Source organism: Bradyrhizobium sp. USDA3010, assembly GCF_056429065.1.
Genome location: NZ_JBWJZD010000009.1, coordinates 160,582 through 174,329 on the forward strand (window position 1 = coordinate 160,582; position 13,748 = coordinate 174,329).

Sequence of the window (13,748 nt, forward strand, 5' to 3'; positions counted from 1 at the left end):
TCGATTCTCAATCGAGCTCTGGCGGCGCGAACCAATTGGTCAGCGACAGGCCGCCGTCGACCACGATCGATGCGCCGGTGACGTAGCCGGAGAGCTTGTGCGAGAGCACGGCAAGCGCCATCGGCGCGAGATCGTCCGCCTGGCCAAGCCGCCCCAGCGGAATGTGCTTGGCCAGCGCGGGATCGGCGACGAAGCCGCCGGCCGCGATCGCACCGGGCACCAGCGCATTGACGCGGATGCCGTAGCTGCCCCAGCTCTTCGCCAGCTCCTTCACCAGCATCGCCATCCCGGCCTTCGCCGTCGAGTAATGCGGCAGGTTGCGCGGCGTGCCGGCGTGCAGCGAGGTGAGCAGCAGAAGCGCGCCCGGCCGCTTCGCCGCGATCAGCTTGCGCGCCAGTTCGCGCGACAGATGAAAACCGGCATCGAGATTGACCGCGTGCATCTGCCGCCAGGTCTCTTCGTCGACCGCCATCACATGATCGGCCTCGCGGCGCGGCGGCGAGGCGCTGTGGACGAAATGCGTCACCTGCCCGACCGCGGCTTGCGCATGTGCCAGCAAGGCGTCGCACGCTGCACGTTGCGCGAGATCGCCGACCCAGGGTACGGCGAGATCAGGACGCGGAGCGGCCTTGATGGCGGCCGATACCTTGTCCGCATGCAGGTCGGCGAAAACCGTGCGCACACCTTCGCCGACCAGGGCCTGCGCGATGGCCCGGCCAATGCCGTTACCGGCACCGGTCACCAGGGCTGCCTCGCGCGCGGGATCGAAAGGCGATGTGAAGAGGCTCATGATGCCTGTCTCCGAGGAGGACGTGCAGCCCTGTGCTCAGTATGGCGGCGCCTTGCGCGCCCGCTGTGCCTTGGCGGCTTCGATCCACCAGGTGAAGTCGTCGGCAAAGCGTGGAAATGCGCGTTCGAGCGACTTGCCGCCCTCGCCGATCGGCTTGCCTTCGGCGGACAGGGTCTGCGCGATCGGCCCCGCGCTGATCGTGCTCGACACCACCACCATACCCATCTCCGACAGCGTGCCGTGCCAGGCGGTCGCGGCGCGCGCACCGGCGAAACGCCCGGCCGAGTAGCTCGCGATCGCCGCAGGACGCCAGAACCATTCCTCGAGGAAATGATCGGTCAGGTTCTTCAGCCCGGGCTGGATGCCCCAATTGTACTCGCCGGTGACGAACAGGAAGCCGTCGGCGTCCCGGATCTTTCCGGCGAGCGTTTCGAGCACGGCCGGCGCCTGGCCCTTGGGATGTTCCTTGTACATCCGGTCGAGCATCGGCAGGCCGACCTCCTTGGCGTCGATCAACTCGACATCGTTGCCGCGCGCACGAAGACCGTCGACGACGAAATGCGCCAGGCGGATGCCCATGCGATCTGAACGATAGGAGCCGTAGAGAACGAGAATGCGGTGGGTCATGATGGCGCGATCCTACCATGGCGCTGCGAGGGCCGTCCCGCGGCTCGCGCGCAGATGTTAACGGCATTTCCGGCGCGTTTTCCCGGCATTAAGCAATTCGTCGCAGGTCCCTCGCCGCGGCCAAAAATTGCCAGATTTGTTTTCTGGATATGCGTTCGCTTCGAGAAGGAGAACCCGACATGCGGATCGCAAAGCTGGTTTTCGCAGGCTCGCTCGCGGCCATCGCTGCCATTGCCACGCCGGCGCTGGCGAAGAGTGCCGAGCGGCAGAAAGCCGACGAAAAAGCCGCCACCACAACCAATTCGACCGGCTGCCAGGCCTACCAGCAGGCCGCCGACGGCACCTGGAACCAGCTCCCCTGTGGCGAGGCCGGCTCCAGCGGCACGACCCTGCCCCGCGCCGCGACCAAGGGCGCTGACGACAACGAGCGCTGATCGTCACCGCCGTGCCGCCACGCGCGGCCGAACGGCCCGGCGCCTCCGACTTTCGGACAATACGAATGTGCGGGACCGCCACGGCTCCCGCATCATAAACCCAAGCTTAATGCGCACCCGGTACGGTTGAGGCCTTCCCTCTTTCGTCAAGAAATGGCGCGCATCCCATGAAAATCGGTACTCTCCTGACGGCCGCGATCGTCTCATTGTCCGCGGTCGGCGGCGGCCTGGCGGCCTATGTCGCGGCGACCAAGTACCAGACCATGGACAAGGTTTCGACCGCGCAGAGCCGGCTCGAGATCGTCCGCGCCGTCGGCGATATCCCGCGCTACATGAACCCCGAGCGTGGCTACGCCACCAACCTGCTGCTCGCAGGCGGCACGATCGATCCGAAGCAGATCGCCGAACTCGACCGTCAGCGCCAGCTGACCGACGGCGCACTGGCCAAGGTCAATCAGGTGCGCGCCACCCTGCCGGGATCGCTCGACGATGGCGAGGCCGTCGCGCGCGAGATCGACGCGCTGAAGGTGAAGTTTGCCGGGCTGCGCGACGCCATCGCGACTGCAATCGCAGGTCCGGCCGATGCGCGCCGCGCCGCCGCCGGCAAGATCGTCGCCGACAATTCCGTGTTCAACGCCGGTGTCACCACGCTGCTCGACGAGCAGGTGCGCCGGCTCGCCGGCCTCGACGGCAATGCCTATCGCCAGGCCAGCTACGCCAATGTCGCCTGGATGCTGCGCGACACCGGCGGCCTCAATGCCAGCCTGCACAAGGCGCTGGTCGGCGCCAAGCGCGTCGCGACCGATCAGGAGAAGCTGGAACTTTACCGCTCAACCGGCCGCACCGAGCAGATCCTCTCGACGCTGCAGGAATTGCGCAATAATCCGGCGACACCCGCGAACGTCGTGACGGCGCTCGGCAAGATGCAGGCCGACTATGTCGAGCGCTTCGGCAAAGCGCTGAAGCTTGCCAAGGAAGGCGCAGTGACCGGCAAGTATGAGCTGGATCTCGACACCTACTATCCGGAATCGCAGATCGGCCTCGCCTCCATCATCACCGTGCGCGACGCGTTCTACGAGAATGCCGAGCAGGTGCTTGCGAGCGCCTATTCGTCGGCGCGCTTCAGCTTCGTGATCGCGCTGATCGGGCTGCTCGCGGTCGTTGCCGTCAGCGCCGGCCTCATCGTCGTGGTCCGCCGCCGCATCCTCAACCCGATCGCCGCCCTCACCGGCCGGATGTCGCGCCTCGCCGCGGGTGACGTCGCCGAGGCGATCCCGGGCGCCGCGCGCAACGACGAGATCGGCGCGATGGCCGCCGCCGTGCAAGTGTTCAAGGACAACAGGATCGAAGCCGATCGCCTCGCCAGCGAGAAGGAAGCCGAGAACGACGTCAAGATGCGCCGCGCCCGCGTGCTCGACGATCTGACCCGCGCCTTCGAAGCCAAGGTCACCGAGCTGGTCGGCGGATTGTCTGCCGCGTCCTCGGTGATGGAGGACACCGCGCAATCGATGTCCGCCACCGCGGCCGCCACCAACCGCCAGGCCGCGGTCGTCGCCGCGGCGTCGGATCAAACCTCGACCAACGTCCAGACGGTGGCGAGCGCGACCGAGGAATTGACCTCCTCGATCTCGGAGATCGCCCGCCAGGTCGCGACCTCGACCGAGATCGCCGCACGTGCGGTCGACCATGCAAGGCGCACCGGCGACACCGCGCGCTCGCTGGCCGAAGGCGCCCAGAAGATCGGCGACGTCGTGACGCTGATCCAAAGCATCGCGGCGCAGACCAACCTGCTCGCGCTCAACGCCACCATCGAGGCGGCCCGCGCCGGCGAGGCCGGCCGCGGCTTTGCCGTCGTCGCCTCGGAAGTGAAGTCGCTGGCCGGCCAGACCGCGAAGGCGACCACGGAGATCTCCGAGCAGATCACCGCGATCCAGACCGCAAGCGACGAGACCGTGACGGCGATCCGGAGCGTCGTCGACGTCATCACCGAGATCGACCAGATCGGCACCGCGATTGCCGCCGCCATCGAGGAGCAGGGCTCGGCGACCAAGGAGATCTCGCGCAGCGTTCAGGAAGCCGCGCGCGGCACCCAGGAGGTCAATTCCAATATCTCCGGCGTGCAGCGCGCCGCCGACGACACCGGCGCGGCTGCAACCCAGGTGCTGGGCGCCGCCGAGCAGCTCTCGACGCAGTCCAAGGACCTCGCCGGCCAGGTCAACCGCTTCCTCTCGGACGTCCGGGCGGCGTAGTCGACTGGCACGCTGCGATCACCGAGCGACAGGGCTCTGTCCGCCTCATTGCGAGGAGCGATAGCGACGAAGCAATCCATGCCCCAACTTGCGGCGCGATGGATTGCTTCGCTTGCGCTCGCAATGACGGGGGTGCCTGAAGGCTTTGCCGCCCTCTAGCCGCCGCGCAGGCCGAGCACGCGGCGGGCGATCGCCTGGCGATGGACTTCGCTCGGGCCTTCGTACACCCGCATCAGGCGGGCCTTCTGCCAGAGCGCGTTCAGCGGCAATTCCAGTGTCACGCCGAGCGCGCCGAGCGTCTGCATGGCGTGGTCGCAGGCGTCATAGGCCATTTCGGTCGCGAACACCTTGATCATCGAGGCCTCGTGGCGAATGTCCTCGCCACGATCGGTCTTGTCGGCGGCCTCGCGCACCATCAGCCGGCAGGCATGCATACGCGTGGAGATGTCGGCGATCCACCACTGGATCGCCTGGCGCTCGGCGAGCTTGACGCCGAACGTCTCGCGCTGCTTGGCGTGCTCGCACATCATGTCGAGCGCGCGCTTGGTGATGCCGACGCAGGTCGATCCCATCTCGAGCCGCCGCGTGCGCAGGCGCAGCTGCATCGGCGCATAGCCCTTGCCGACCTCGCCCAGCACCGAGTCCTTCGGGATGCGGCAATCCTCGAACACGATCTCATAGGTCGAGCCGCCGCCGACCATCGGGATCTCGCGCTCGATGATGAAGCCCGCCGTGCCCTTCTCGACGATGAAGGAGGTGATGCCGCCCTGGCGCTGGTCGTTGCCGACGCGCGCCATCACGATGATGAAGTCGGCGGCGCGCGCATTGCTGATCCAGATCTTGCGACCGTTCAGCACCCACTGCTCGCCATCGAGCACGGCGCGCGTCTTCATGCCCGCGGGATCGCCGCCGGCGCCGGGCTCGGAGATCGCGATCGCCGACACCATCCGGCCCTCGATATAGGGCTGCAGATATTTCTTCTTCTGCGCCTCGGTGCCGACCGCCTGCAGCATGCGCAGGTTCGGCGAGTCCGGCGGCAGCACGAACGGCACGCAGCTGCGGCCGAGCTCTTCATGCACTGCGGCCATCGTGCGCGTCGGCAAATCGTGGCCACCGAGATCCTCGGGCGCATCGAGGCCCCAGAGGCCGAGTTCCTTGGAGACGTCGCGCAACCGCTTGCGCTGCTCTGCGGTGAGCTCGGGATGATCGCTGCCGGGCAGTTTCGATTTCAGATATTGCGGCTCGAGCGGGATCAGTTCGCGATCGACGAATCTCGCGACGGTCTCGCGGATCATGGCTGTCTGTTCGTCATCGCTCATCTGGGATTCCTCGCCTGTGCTGTTTCGCTTCACAAAACCAGTAGCGCATTTTTTGTCGGCACAAATAGCGGAAACGTGCACTCGCACTCACGCTCGCGCGAGGGTTTCATGGTGCGGAATTCAATATCCCGCGGCGCGGTCAGCGCGTGCGCCATTGCGTCGGCCGACCGGGCGCGTCGAGCAATCGATCACGCAGCACGAGGTGATTGGCTGCCAGCAGGCGATCGACGATCGGTGCTCAGATCGCCGATGCTGCCGCGGCTCCGCGCTGGTCGCAGCCTCCTAATCGGCAAAGCCGACATAGCGGACAAAATCGCTGTTGGCCTCGCGGTCCGACCGCACTGCGTTGGCGGCAAAACTGTCGTCGGGATAGCCCATCGCGACGCAGGTCATGATCACCTGGTCTTCCGGGATGTTGGCGACCTCGCGCACGATGTCGGAGCGCATGATGCCCTGGCCGTTGATCACGCTGCCGAGGCCGCGATCCCAGGCTGCCAGGACGATGCCGTAGCAGAGCGCGCCGAGGTCGAAATGGCAGACCGCGCCGGGATCGAGGATCCGGTCGTAAGCCAGCACCAGCGAGACCGGGGCGTCGAACTGGCGGAAGCCGCGCAGCACCCAGTCCTGCCGCATCGGCTTGTCGTCGCGGGCAATCCCCATGGCGCCGAACAGCTTCTTGGCGATGTCGACCTGGCGGCCGCGGTGCACGCCCTGGTACTCGCCATGGCTGATGATGTCGCGCTTGGCCTTGGCGCCGGCGATCATCTCCTCCATGTTGCGGCGGCGCACTTCTTCCAGCGGCGCCCCGGTCAGGACATGGACGTGCCAGGGCTGGGTATTCATCGAGGACGGCGCGCGCTTGGCCACCTCGATGATCTCCTCGACGGTCGCCCGGGACACCGGCTGCTTCTTGAAGCCGCGCACGCTTTTGCGTGTCTGTACCAGCGTCTCGAATTCCATTCCGCGTTTCCCCCATTTTGTTCCGCGCTGCACACGGAAATTTCTCACGGCAATCCGGGTATTTTATAGACAAATTCGGCTGTGGGAACTTGATCGGGCCAAGAATCCGATATCCAATCCGGCCACTGGTTTGGTTTAGGGAGAACCCAGATGAAGCGGATTTTCTTGGCGGCCGTGATCGCGACCTTTGCCGCCGGTTCGGCATTTGCACAGGACGCCTCCTGCGAGACGAAGGCCGTCGGCAAGGACGGCAAGCCGCTGGCCGGCGCGGCCAAGACCTCGTTCATGAAGAAGTGCACGATGGATACCTGCGAGACCAAGGCGGTGGGCTCCGACGGCAAGAAGCTCGCCGGCGCGGCCAAGACCTCGTTCATGAAGAAGTGCCAGAGCGGCGCCTGAGCCCCTCGCCGGCGCTTATTTAGCCCCCTCAATCGGGACAGACTTCATCGGGACTCAATCGGGTCGCGCAGGGCGCGGCCCGAACCGTTGTTGATCGGCGTCCTCAGAACGAGACGCCGACCCGGACGCCCTTGCTCCAGACCCGCCGGCAACGCTTCCGGGTGCTGCCGTGAAACATCTCGAAGCGTTCGGGCAGCTGGACCGGCTTGGAGAATTCCAGGCAGGCCCCGCCAGCGGAATAGTCCACCAGCCGGCATTCGATCAGGGGCGCCTTCGGTTCGAGCTGGAGCTTGACCACGCTGGATACACATCCTGTCGGACGAACACGCGCAAATCGTCGGGGATGCATCAGCCCGCCTCTGGTGGAATCGTACCAACAGATTCCTCGGCGGGCGTTAAGATTCCGTTCAGGCGAATTGTTACGAATCGTGTCTACCGCCAGCCGGTTCGGCGGGCGCGACGCCAGTGCGGCGCGAGGCCGCCAGCGTCTCCGATGGCGCTTCCCCGAACTGCGACCGGTAGCTCCGCGAAAAATCGCTGAGGTGCCAGAACCCGTAGGCCAGCGCACAGGCCTTGACGCTGGGCGCGCCGGCGAGCAGTTGCTGGCGCACCAGCCAGAGCCGGCGCAGCCGCAGATAGCGATGCAGGCTGATGCCCCGATAGCGCTGGATCGCGTCATGCAGCGTGCGCACCGACACGCCGATCTGCCGGGCGAGTTCGCCGCTGTAGATCGGGTGAGCCACGTCGCCGGCCAGAATGGCGCGCGCGTCGTTGAAGACCTTGAACTGGCGCGTCGTGTTCGCCCGCGTCGCCCACTTGGCCGGCACGATCTCGGCGAACGCGTTGTCGATTGCGGCGAGCAGCGTCTCCTTGATCGACGCACCCGTCGCGAACTTTGCAATCGTGACCTGGTGCGACGTGACGAGCAGAACCTGCCTCACCACCTCGCGCAGCCGATCCTGCGCGCGTTGAGAGATCTCGTGAATGCTGAAATGGAGCCCGGCACTCGGCCAGCCGCGGTCGACAATCTCGGGCGTGAACATCATCGAGACATATTGGCGGGGCGTCTGCTCCACGGAGGTGTAGAACGCGCCGCCGCCGCCGAGCACGATCACCGCGCGATCGCGCTCGACGCCGTTGAACCGCATCGGAACGCCGTCATCCATCGTGAAGCCGACCGCGGTCGTGTGCCGCGCAAGCTGCGCGTCGACGATCCGCGGAAAGGACCGCGTGTAATTGAGCTCGCATCCCGGCAAACTCAGGATGACCTGCTCGGCCGAAATCTTCCGTGCAAGTGGCGTGAAATCAACATCCAGATCTCGGATCGAACTCCGGAATGCATCAACATCGTCAAAACGAAAGACTCTCGGCACCAGCAATGGCGCCGTCAAATGACTGCTCCTGTGAAATGATCTCTAAAATTCGCAGGCAGCGCCGCGCACAGCGCGCCGGCCGCATTGATAAATTCCGTGCACAAAATACGAATCGTCCAATGAGCTCAATCAGCAAAAATGCGGTCCGTTGGTTGAACCGGACAATCTGGAAAAATAGCGCTACTGCCGAATTTCGATAGTGTTTGCCGGGATATCCACCGTTGGGATCAGCCTCCACATCAATTTCTATACCCGTATTAAAGATTCGAGGAGCAGATTGACGTCGGGAACGATGATGTTCCCCGTCGCGGAACATTTTAGGGACCGCAATGACAGCCATTGCCTCGCCCGATCTTATTGCCAAGCTCGACCACGTCTTGAGAGCCGGTCCCCCAGACCTCCGCACGCGCATGCTGCAGGAGGTGGCCGGGCTGTTTCTCGACGACGCTCACCGCCTCAGCGAGCACCAGGTCAAGCTGTTCGACGATATCCTGATCCGTCTGATTGAGAGCGTCGAGCTGCGGACCCTGACCACGCTCAGCCGCTCGCTCGCGGACTTGCGCCTGGTGCCGCGGGAGCTCGCTCGTCGCCTCGCCAACCATGACGATGCCGATGTCGCCGCGCCGATCCTGCGAAACTGCGCGTGCATTCCGGACGCCGATCTGATCGACATTGCCTGGATGCGGGCCGAGGGACATCTCTGCGCCATCGCAGGACGCAAGGCCGTCAACCAGGAGCTCACGGACATTCTGCTGATGCGCGGCGACAGCAATGTGCTTCGCGCGCTCGCAGGCAATCCCGGCGCGGACATGACCAGCGCAGGCCTTGCCATGATGGTCGATGCCGCCGAGCGTGACGAGGACATCGCAGCCGCGTTGGTCTCGCGCAAGGACCTGCCTCACCACGTTCTTGCCGACCTCGTCGTGCGATCCACGCCGCGCCAGCAGGCCCGGCTGCTCAGGATCGCACGCCCCGAGTTCCAGCACGCGATCCGCGCCGCCATCGATGCCGGTCTCGCTGCGAAACCCCTTCAGGCAGTGTGAGTTGCGTTATGGCGTATGGTGACCGCAGGTCGGAGCGCGTCAAGCTTGAGACGCGCCATCCCGTCAATCTCATGGGAGTCGACGGCACGTGGCGGCGGAGCTGCATCCTGCTCGACGTCTCGCAAAACGGTGCCCGGCTCGAGGTCGACGGAACGCTTGATGTGCTGAAGGCCCAGGAGTTCTTCCTGGTCTTGTCCTCGCGCGGACTGGCGTTCCGCCGCTGCGAGCTGGTTCGTGTCGACGGCACCGAGATCGGCGTACGATTCATCGAAGAACGAAAGCGAAAGGGACGCGCCGTCATTCCGAGATCAGGATTGGTGGCACCCGGCCCGAGGGGAAGTTGACGACATGACCATGCAGAGAGCAACAAGCATCGTGGTATCAGCGGTCTCCGCCGCACCATTGCGCGGCACCATCGCAATCGAGTGCGCTGGCATCATCGCGACGTTCGAGATCGACGAAGAGCTCGCCCACCGCCTGTGCAGCGATCTCGAGCGGTTTCTGACCCAGGTTCCGCGCCGGACCAGCACGGCGCGGTCCGGCTGACATTGCCCCGAACGCCCGCGCCGCCTACTCGCGCTTGAAGCGATAGTCGAAGCGGTCGCCGTCCGCCTTGATCAGGCCGACGGTAGGCGCCGGAAAATGGATCGGCAGGATCAGCCGTGTCGGTCCCGGCAACGGAGGCAAAGAACTTTCGCCGCGAGACCGCCGATTGCTTCGGGTCCCAATCGGGCTTGGCCGACCAGTCCGGTTGGCGGCACTGGATCGCGTGGTGCATCAGGTCGCCGGCGACCACCGCGCGCTGCCCCTTCGAGAAGATGTTGACGCAGCAATGGCAGGGCGAATGGCCCGGCGTCGGCGTCAGCGTGACGGTGTCGTCGAGTGCATAGTCGTCGTCGACCAGGAGCGCCTGCCCGGCTTCGACGATCGGCAGGCAATTGTCGCGAAACACCGTGCCGGGCGGATTGGCGCCCTTGGCGTTCTCGGCCTCCCAGGCGGCATACTCGCCCTTGTGGAAGACGTATTTCGCGTTCGGGAAGGTCGGCACCCAGCGGCCGTCGCGCAGCGTGGTGTTCCAGCCGGTGTGATCGATATGCAGATGGGTGCAGAACACGTAGTCGATCTGCTCATAGGAGATGCCGAGCGCGAACAGCTCGTTGCGCCAGCGCTCCTTGCCCGGGAAATCGAACGGCGGCGGGTGTCCTTTGTCCTCGCCGGTGCAGGTGTCGACCAGGATGGTGTAGCGCGGCGTCCGCACCACGAAGGTCTGATAGGTGATCAACATCATGCCGCGCGCGGCATCGAAGACTTCCGGCTCCATCGTCTTCAAATGATGCTTGAACACGGCGTCGTCATAGGTCGGGAAGAAATCCTGTGGCCGCCGCCACGGCCCCTCGCGCTCGATCACCGCGTCGATCGTGATGTCGCCGATCCTGATCTGCTTCATGCCGCTTCGCTCCAGCCTTTTTGAGAAGCGTAGCGGGCGATGCTGAGCCGGACAAGCCGGACACAGCGCGGCAGGCCATGCGCCGTTGCATTGCTTGCGCGCGTGGCTTGCCGCAAACCGTAGTCTTTAAACAGCGTCCTTGGCGACCTTGAGGGGTGACGCCTTGACCGACTTGCTGGCCGGCTTCGCTGCAAATTCCATCGGCTCTTTCGTGAAAGGATTGACACCGCTGCGAGCTTCCGTGGCAGGCTTATGCACGACGGACATTTTCACAAAGCCAGGAATGACGAACTCGCCGGATTCGTTCAGCTCCTTGTAGCCAACAGTCGCCATATGCTCGATGACAGTCCTCACGTCGTTCTTCGATATCTGCGTGCCCTCGGCAATCGCGTCGATCAATTGATTCTTCGTCATCTTGGCCATGCTTAAATCCTCTGAATTTGGGGGGCGCGCGAGCTACGATGTAACTCTGTCCAGAATGTGGTAGAGCCACGCGGCGCGCTTGTTGTTCATGCCAACGGTCATGAAGTCACCGGGCTTAGAACCTATCGAGGCCTGAAACGCAAGCATGCGAATCGCAATACCTTCGATAGCGCAACAATCCGCAGTGTATATTTCTCGACCCGGTTAGCGCCTTGATTCCGCGCGCGGACTTGCTCAACAAGGCGATTGCCGTTGTCGACGAGTTCAAGAACCAGGCCGCGACAGCAAACTGCGAACCACCATCGCGTTGCCCGCTCGCCGTGATAGATACCACACCGCGCGAATTGCCCGATCGAGGACAATCATATGACTGAATCGAACCCAACCCTCCCCAAGCTTGCCGAAACCGTCATCGAGCCGACGGTCAAGCTGCGCGAGGTCAAGGTCGGCCGTTGCTGCGAAGTCCTCGGCGACACCGCGATCGAATACACCGAACTCGGCGATTACTCCTACCTCGGCAGCGGCTGCATCGTCGCCGACGCCCAGATCGGCCGGTTCTGCGCGATCGCGGCGCAGGTCCGGATCGGCGCGCCCAATCATCCGATCGAGCGTCCCTCGCAGCATCGTTTCACCTACTGCCCCGAATACTACTCGGCCTCCGCCGAGCGCGATCATGGCTTCTTCAGCGATCGGCGCGCCGACCGCGTCGTGATCGGCAATGACGTCTGGATCGGCCACGGCGTGATCGTGCTGCCCGGCGTCACCGTCGGAGACGGCGCGGTGCTCGCGGCCGGTGCGGTGGTCTCGCGCGACGTCGCGCCCTACACCATCGTTGGCGGCGTGCCGGCCCGGCCGATCAAGGAGCGGTTCAACCGCAAGATCGCGGCCGAGCTGTCGCAGATCGCCTGGTGGAACTGGCCACCCGAAACCATTTGGGAGCGGCTACCGGAATTCCAGTCCGGCGACGTCGAGGCGTTCTGCGCACGGTGGAAAACGTGAGCTAACTCCGCAACCCCGGCGCTTCCTGTCCGGTGCGCGCGACGTATTCGGTGTAGCCGCCGCCATATTGGTGGATGCCATCAGGCGTCAGCTCCAGCACGCGGTTGGAGAGCGCGGCGAGGAAGTGCCGGTCGTGGGAGACGAACAGCATGGTGCCCTCGAACTCGGAGAGCGCATTGATCAGCATCTCCTTGGTGGCGAGATCGAGATGGTTGGTCGGCTCGTCCAGCACCAGGAAGTTCGGCGGATCGAACAGCATCTTGGCCATGACGAGCCGGGCCTTCTCGCCGCCCGAGAGCACCCGGCACTTCTTCTCGACGTCGTCACCCGAGAAGCCGAAGCAGCCGGCGAGCGCGCGCAAGGAGCCTTGTCCGGCCTGCGGAAATGCGTCCTCCAGCGACTGGAACACGGTGCGCTCGCCGTCGAGCAGGTCCATCGCGTGCTGGGCGAAATAGCCCATCTTGACGCTGCCGCCGACCGCGACCGCGCCGTCGTCGGGCTCGGTTGAACCGGCGACCAGCTTCAGCAGCGTCGACTTGCCGGCGCCGTTGATGCCCATCACGCACCAGCGCTCCCGGCGGCGGATCATGAAGTCGAGCCCGTCATAGATGCGTTTGCTGCCATAAGCCTTGTGGACATTCTTCAGGCTGACGACATCCTCGCCGGAACGCGGCGCCGGCTGGAATTCGAACGCCACGGTCTGCCGCCGCCGCGGCGGCTCGACCCGCTCGATCTTGTCGAGCTTCTTGACGCGGCTCTGCACTTGAGCGGCGTGCGAGGCGCGTGCCTTGAAACGCTCGATGAACTTGATCTCCTTGGCAAGCATCGCCTGCTGCCGCTCGAACTGGGCCTGCTGCTGCTTGTCGGAGAGCGCGCGCTGCTGTTCGTAGAATTCGTAATTGCCGGAATAGGTGGTGAGCTGGCCGCCGTCGATCTCGACCACCTTGTTGATGATGCGGTTGATGAACTCGCGGTCATGCGAGGTCATCAGCAGCGCGCCTTCATAGCCCTTCAGGAACTGCTCCAGCCAGATCAGGCTTTCAAGATCGAGATGGTTGCTCGGCTCGTCGAGCAGCATGACGTCGGGACGCATCAGAAGAATACGCGCCAGCGCGACGCGCATCTTCCAGCCGCCGGAGAGTTTGCCGACGTCGCCGTCCATCATCTCCTGGCTGAAGCCGAGACCGGACAGCGCCTCGCGCGCGCGGCCGTCGAGCGCGTAGCCGTCGAGCTCCTCGAACTGGTGCTGCACCTCGCCATAGCGCGCGATAATGTCGTCCATCTCGTCGGCCTTGTCGGGGTCGGCCATCGCGGCCTCGAGTTCCCGAAGCTCGGCTGCCACCACGCTGACGGGTCCCGCCCCGTCCATCACCTCGGCGACTGCGCTGCGGCCGGACATTTCGCCGACATCCTGGCTGAAATAGCCGATCGAGATGCCGCGATCGAGCGAGACCTGGCCTTCATCGGGGATTTCCCGGCCCGAGATCATCCGGAACAGCGTGGTCTTGCCGGCGCCGTTCGGGCCGACAAGGCCGATCTTCTCGCCCTTCTGGAGCGCCGCGGAGGCTTCGATGAAGAGGATCTGGTGGCCGACTTGCTTGGAGACGTTATCGAGGCGGATCATGCGCTCATACTGGGAACTGAGGGTTTGCGGCCTCTTATTCGATCTGGGACGTGGGTGGAAG

The 13,748-nt window shown here is 64.6% G+C and carries 16 protein-coding genes and 1 pseudogene; 7 read left to right on the plus strand and 10 right to left on the minus strand.

Annotation, left to right across the window (positions count from 1 at the left end; translation table 11 throughout):
• Positions 1-7: 7 nt before the first annotated feature.
• Complete coding sequence (locus tag AC066Y_RS16735; protein ID WP_478274836.1) at positions 8-790, minus strand: SDR family NAD(P)-dependent oxidoreductase; 783 nt, start codon at positions 788-790, stop codon at positions 8-10.
• 36 nt (positions 791-826) lie between these two features.
• Complete coding sequence (locus AC066Y_RS16740) at positions 827-1,417, minus strand: NADPH-dependent FMN reductase (protein ID WP_229167849.1); 591 nt, start codon at positions 1,415-1,417, stop codon at positions 827-829.
• 179 nt (positions 1,418-1,596) lie between these two features.
• Between AC066Y_RS16740 and AC066Y_RS16745 the strand changes: the two genes are divergently transcribed.
• Together AC066Y_RS16745 and AC066Y_RS16750 are read left to right on the plus strand one after the other, a co-directional pair.
• The gene (locus AC066Y_RS16745; RefSeq protein ID WP_478274837.1) at positions 1,597-1,851 is read left to right on the plus strand and encodes a hypothetical protein; all 255 of its coding nucleotides are present in this window, start codon (positions 1,597-1,599) and stop codon (positions 1,849-1,851) included.
• Positions 1,852-2,018: 167 nt separating this feature from the next.
• Complete coding sequence (locus AC066Y_RS16750) at positions 2,019-4,100, plus strand: methyl-accepting chemotaxis protein (RefSeq protein WP_478274838.1); 2,082 nt, start codon at positions 2,019-2,021, stop codon at positions 4,098-4,100.
• A gap of 155 nt (positions 4,101-4,255) precedes the next feature.
• On the opposite strand, the gene AC066Y_RS16755 is transcribed toward AC066Y_RS16750, so the two are convergent.
• Together AC066Y_RS16755 and AC066Y_RS16760 are read right to left on the minus strand one after the other, a co-directional pair.
• The gene (locus AC066Y_RS16755) at positions 4,256-5,419 is read right to left on the minus strand and encodes an acyl-CoA dehydrogenase family protein (protein ID WP_478274839.1); all 1,164 of its coding nucleotides are present in this window, start codon (positions 5,417-5,419) and stop codon (positions 4,256-4,258) included.
• Between the two features lie 282 nt (positions 5,420-5,701).
• Positions 5,702-6,379, minus strand: coding sequence for a nitroreductase (locus tag AC066Y_RS16760; protein ID WP_456757026.1), 678 nt, complete (start codon positions 6,377-6,379; stop codon positions 5,702-5,704).
• Positions 6,380-6,529: 150 nt separating this feature from the next.
• On the opposite strand from AC066Y_RS16760, the gene AC066Y_RS16765 reads away from it, so the two are divergent.
• Positions 6,530-6,778, plus strand: coding sequence for a hypothetical protein (locus AC066Y_RS16765; RefSeq protein ID WP_076860250.1), 249 nt, complete (start codon positions 6,530-6,532; stop codon positions 6,776-6,778).
• Between the two features lie 103 nt (positions 6,779-6,881).
• Here AC066Y_RS16765 and AC066Y_RS16770 read toward each other — a convergent pair whose 3' ends face one another.
• From AC066Y_RS16770 to AC066Y_RS16780, 3 genes are all read right to left on the minus strand, one after another.
• Complete coding sequence (locus AC066Y_RS16770) at positions 6,882-7,127, minus strand: PilZ domain-containing protein (RefSeq protein WP_478274840.1); 246 nt, start codon at positions 7,125-7,127, stop codon at positions 6,882-6,884.
• 70 nt (positions 7,128-7,197) lie between these two features.
• Positions 7,198-7,926: an AraC family transcriptional regulator gene (locus AC066Y_RS16775; RefSeq protein ID WP_478274841.1), complete on the minus strand. Its 729-nt coding sequence runs from the start codon at positions 7,924-7,926 to the stop codon at positions 7,198-7,200.
• Positions 7,927-8,128: 202 nt separating this feature from the next.
• Positions 8,129-8,491 (minus strand): hypothetical protein, encoded by a 363-nt coding sequence (locus AC066Y_RS16780; RefSeq protein ID WP_478274842.1) that lies wholly within the window; start codon positions 8,489-8,491, stop codon positions 8,129-8,131.
• Between AC066Y_RS16780 and AC066Y_RS16785 the strand changes: the two genes are divergently transcribed.
• Genes AC066Y_RS16785 through AC066Y_RS16795 form a run of 3 tightly spaced genes read left to right on the plus strand, consistent with a single transcriptional unit; the run spans position 8,481 to position 9,740 of the window.
• Positions 8,481-9,194, plus strand: a complete 714-nt coding sequence (locus tag AC066Y_RS16785) for a DUF2336 domain-containing protein (RefSeq protein ID WP_478274843.1) — start codon at positions 8,481-8,483, stop codon at positions 9,192-9,194. The two genes, AC066Y_RS16780 and AC066Y_RS16785, sit on opposite strands and share 11 nt — an antisense overlap.
• An 8-nt stretch (positions 9,195-9,202) precedes the next feature.
• Complete coding sequence (locus tag AC066Y_RS16790) at positions 9,203-9,538, plus strand: PilZ domain-containing protein (RefSeq protein WP_478274844.1); 336 nt, start codon at positions 9,203-9,205, stop codon at positions 9,536-9,538.
• A 4-nt stretch (positions 9,539-9,542) separates the two neighbouring features.
• On the plus strand, positions 9,543-9,740 hold the full coding sequence (locus AC066Y_RS16795) for a hypothetical protein (protein ID WP_478274845.1): 198 nt from the start codon (positions 9,543-9,545) through the stop codon (positions 9,738-9,740).
• A gap of 24 nt (positions 9,741-9,764) precedes the next feature.
• On the opposite strand, the pseudogene AC066Y_RS16800 reads toward AC066Y_RS16795, so the two are convergent.
• Positions 9,765-10,641, minus strand: a pseudogene (locus tag AC066Y_RS16800) (MBL fold metallo-hydrolase).
• 126 nt (positions 10,642-10,767) lie between these two features.
• Entirely contained in the window at positions 10,768-11,064 is a 297-nt protein-coding gene (locus AC066Y_RS16805; RefSeq protein WP_092113589.1) for an HU family DNA-binding protein, read from the minus strand.
• A 366-nt stretch (positions 11,065-11,430) separates the two neighbouring features.
• Between AC066Y_RS16805 and AC066Y_RS16810 the strand changes: the two genes are divergently transcribed.
• Entirely contained in the window at positions 11,431-12,063 is a 633-nt protein-coding gene (locus tag AC066Y_RS16810; RefSeq protein ID WP_478274846.1) for a DapH/DapD/GlmU-related protein, read from the plus strand.
• 1 nt (position 12,064) lies between these two features.
• On the opposite strand, the gene AC066Y_RS16815 is transcribed toward AC066Y_RS16810, so the two are convergent.
• On the minus strand, positions 12,065-13,687 hold the full coding sequence (locus AC066Y_RS16815) for an ABC-F family ATP-binding cassette domain-containing protein (RefSeq protein ID WP_176531710.1): 1,623 nt from the start codon (positions 13,685-13,687) through the stop codon (positions 12,065-12,067).
• Positions 13,688-13,748: the final 61 nt, after the last annotated feature.

What these genes read in the sequence shown, in the direction of transcription:
- AC066Y_RS16735 (WP_478274836.1), bottom strand. Translation starts at nt 790, where the DNA reads ATGAGCCTCTTCACATCGCCTTTCGATCCCGCGCGCGAGGCAGCCCTG.
- AC066Y_RS16740 (WP_229167849.1), bottom strand. Translation starts at nt 1,417, where the DNA reads ATGACCCACCGCATTCTCGTTCTCTACGGCTCCTATCGTTCAGATCGC.
- AC066Y_RS16745 (WP_478274837.1), top strand. Translation starts at nt 1,597, where the DNA reads ATGCGGATCGCAAAGCTGGTTTTCGCAGGCTCGCTCGCGGCCATCGCT.
- AC066Y_RS16750 (WP_478274838.1), top strand. Translation starts at nt 2,019, where the DNA reads ATGAAAATCGGTACTCTCCTGACGGCCGCGATCGTCTCATTGTCCGCG.
- AC066Y_RS16755 (WP_478274839.1), bottom strand. Translation starts at nt 5,419, where the DNA reads ATGAGCGATGACGAACAGACAGCCATGATCCGCGAGACCGTCGCGAGA.
- AC066Y_RS16760 (WP_456757026.1), bottom strand. Translation starts at nt 6,379, where the DNA reads ATGGAATTCGAGACGCTGGTACAGACACGCAAAAGCGTGCGCGGCTTC.
- AC066Y_RS16765 (WP_076860250.1), top strand. Translation starts at nt 6,530, where the DNA reads ATGAAGCGGATTTTCTTGGCGGCCGTGATCGCGACCTTTGCCGCCGGT.
- AC066Y_RS16770 (WP_478274840.1), bottom strand. Translation starts at nt 7,127, where the DNA reads ATGCATCCCCGACGATTTGCGCGTGTTCGTCCGACAGGATGTGTATCC.
- AC066Y_RS16775 (WP_478274841.1), bottom strand. Translation starts at nt 7,926, where the DNA reads ATGCGGTTCAACGGCGTCGAGCGCGATCGCGCGGTGATCGTGCTCGGC.
- AC066Y_RS16785 (WP_478274843.1), top strand. Translation starts at nt 8,481, where the DNA reads ATGACAGCCATTGCCTCGCCCGATCTTATTGCCAAGCTCGACCACGTC.
- AC066Y_RS16780 (WP_478274842.1), bottom strand. Translation starts at nt 8,491, where the DNA reads ATGGCTGTCATTGCGGTCCCTAAAATGTTCCGCGACGGGGAACATCAT.
- AC066Y_RS16790 (WP_478274844.1), top strand. Translation starts at nt 9,203, where the DNA reads ATGGCGTATGGTGACCGCAGGTCGGAGCGCGTCAAGCTTGAGACGCGC.
- AC066Y_RS16795 (WP_478274845.1), top strand. Translation starts at nt 9,543, where the DNA reads ATGACCATGCAGAGAGCAACAAGCATCGTGGTATCAGCGGTCTCCGCC.
- AC066Y_RS16805 (WP_092113589.1), bottom strand. Translation starts at nt 11,064, where the DNA reads ATGGCCAAGATGACGAAGAATCAATTGATCGACGCGATTGCCGAGGGC.
- AC066Y_RS16810 (WP_478274846.1), top strand. Translation starts at nt 11,431, where the DNA reads ATGACTGAATCGAACCCAACCCTCCCCAAGCTTGCCGAAACCGTCATC.
- AC066Y_RS16815 (WP_176531710.1), bottom strand. Translation starts at nt 13,687, where the DNA reads ATGATCCGCCTCGATAACGTCTCCAAGCAAGTCGGCCACCAGATCCTC.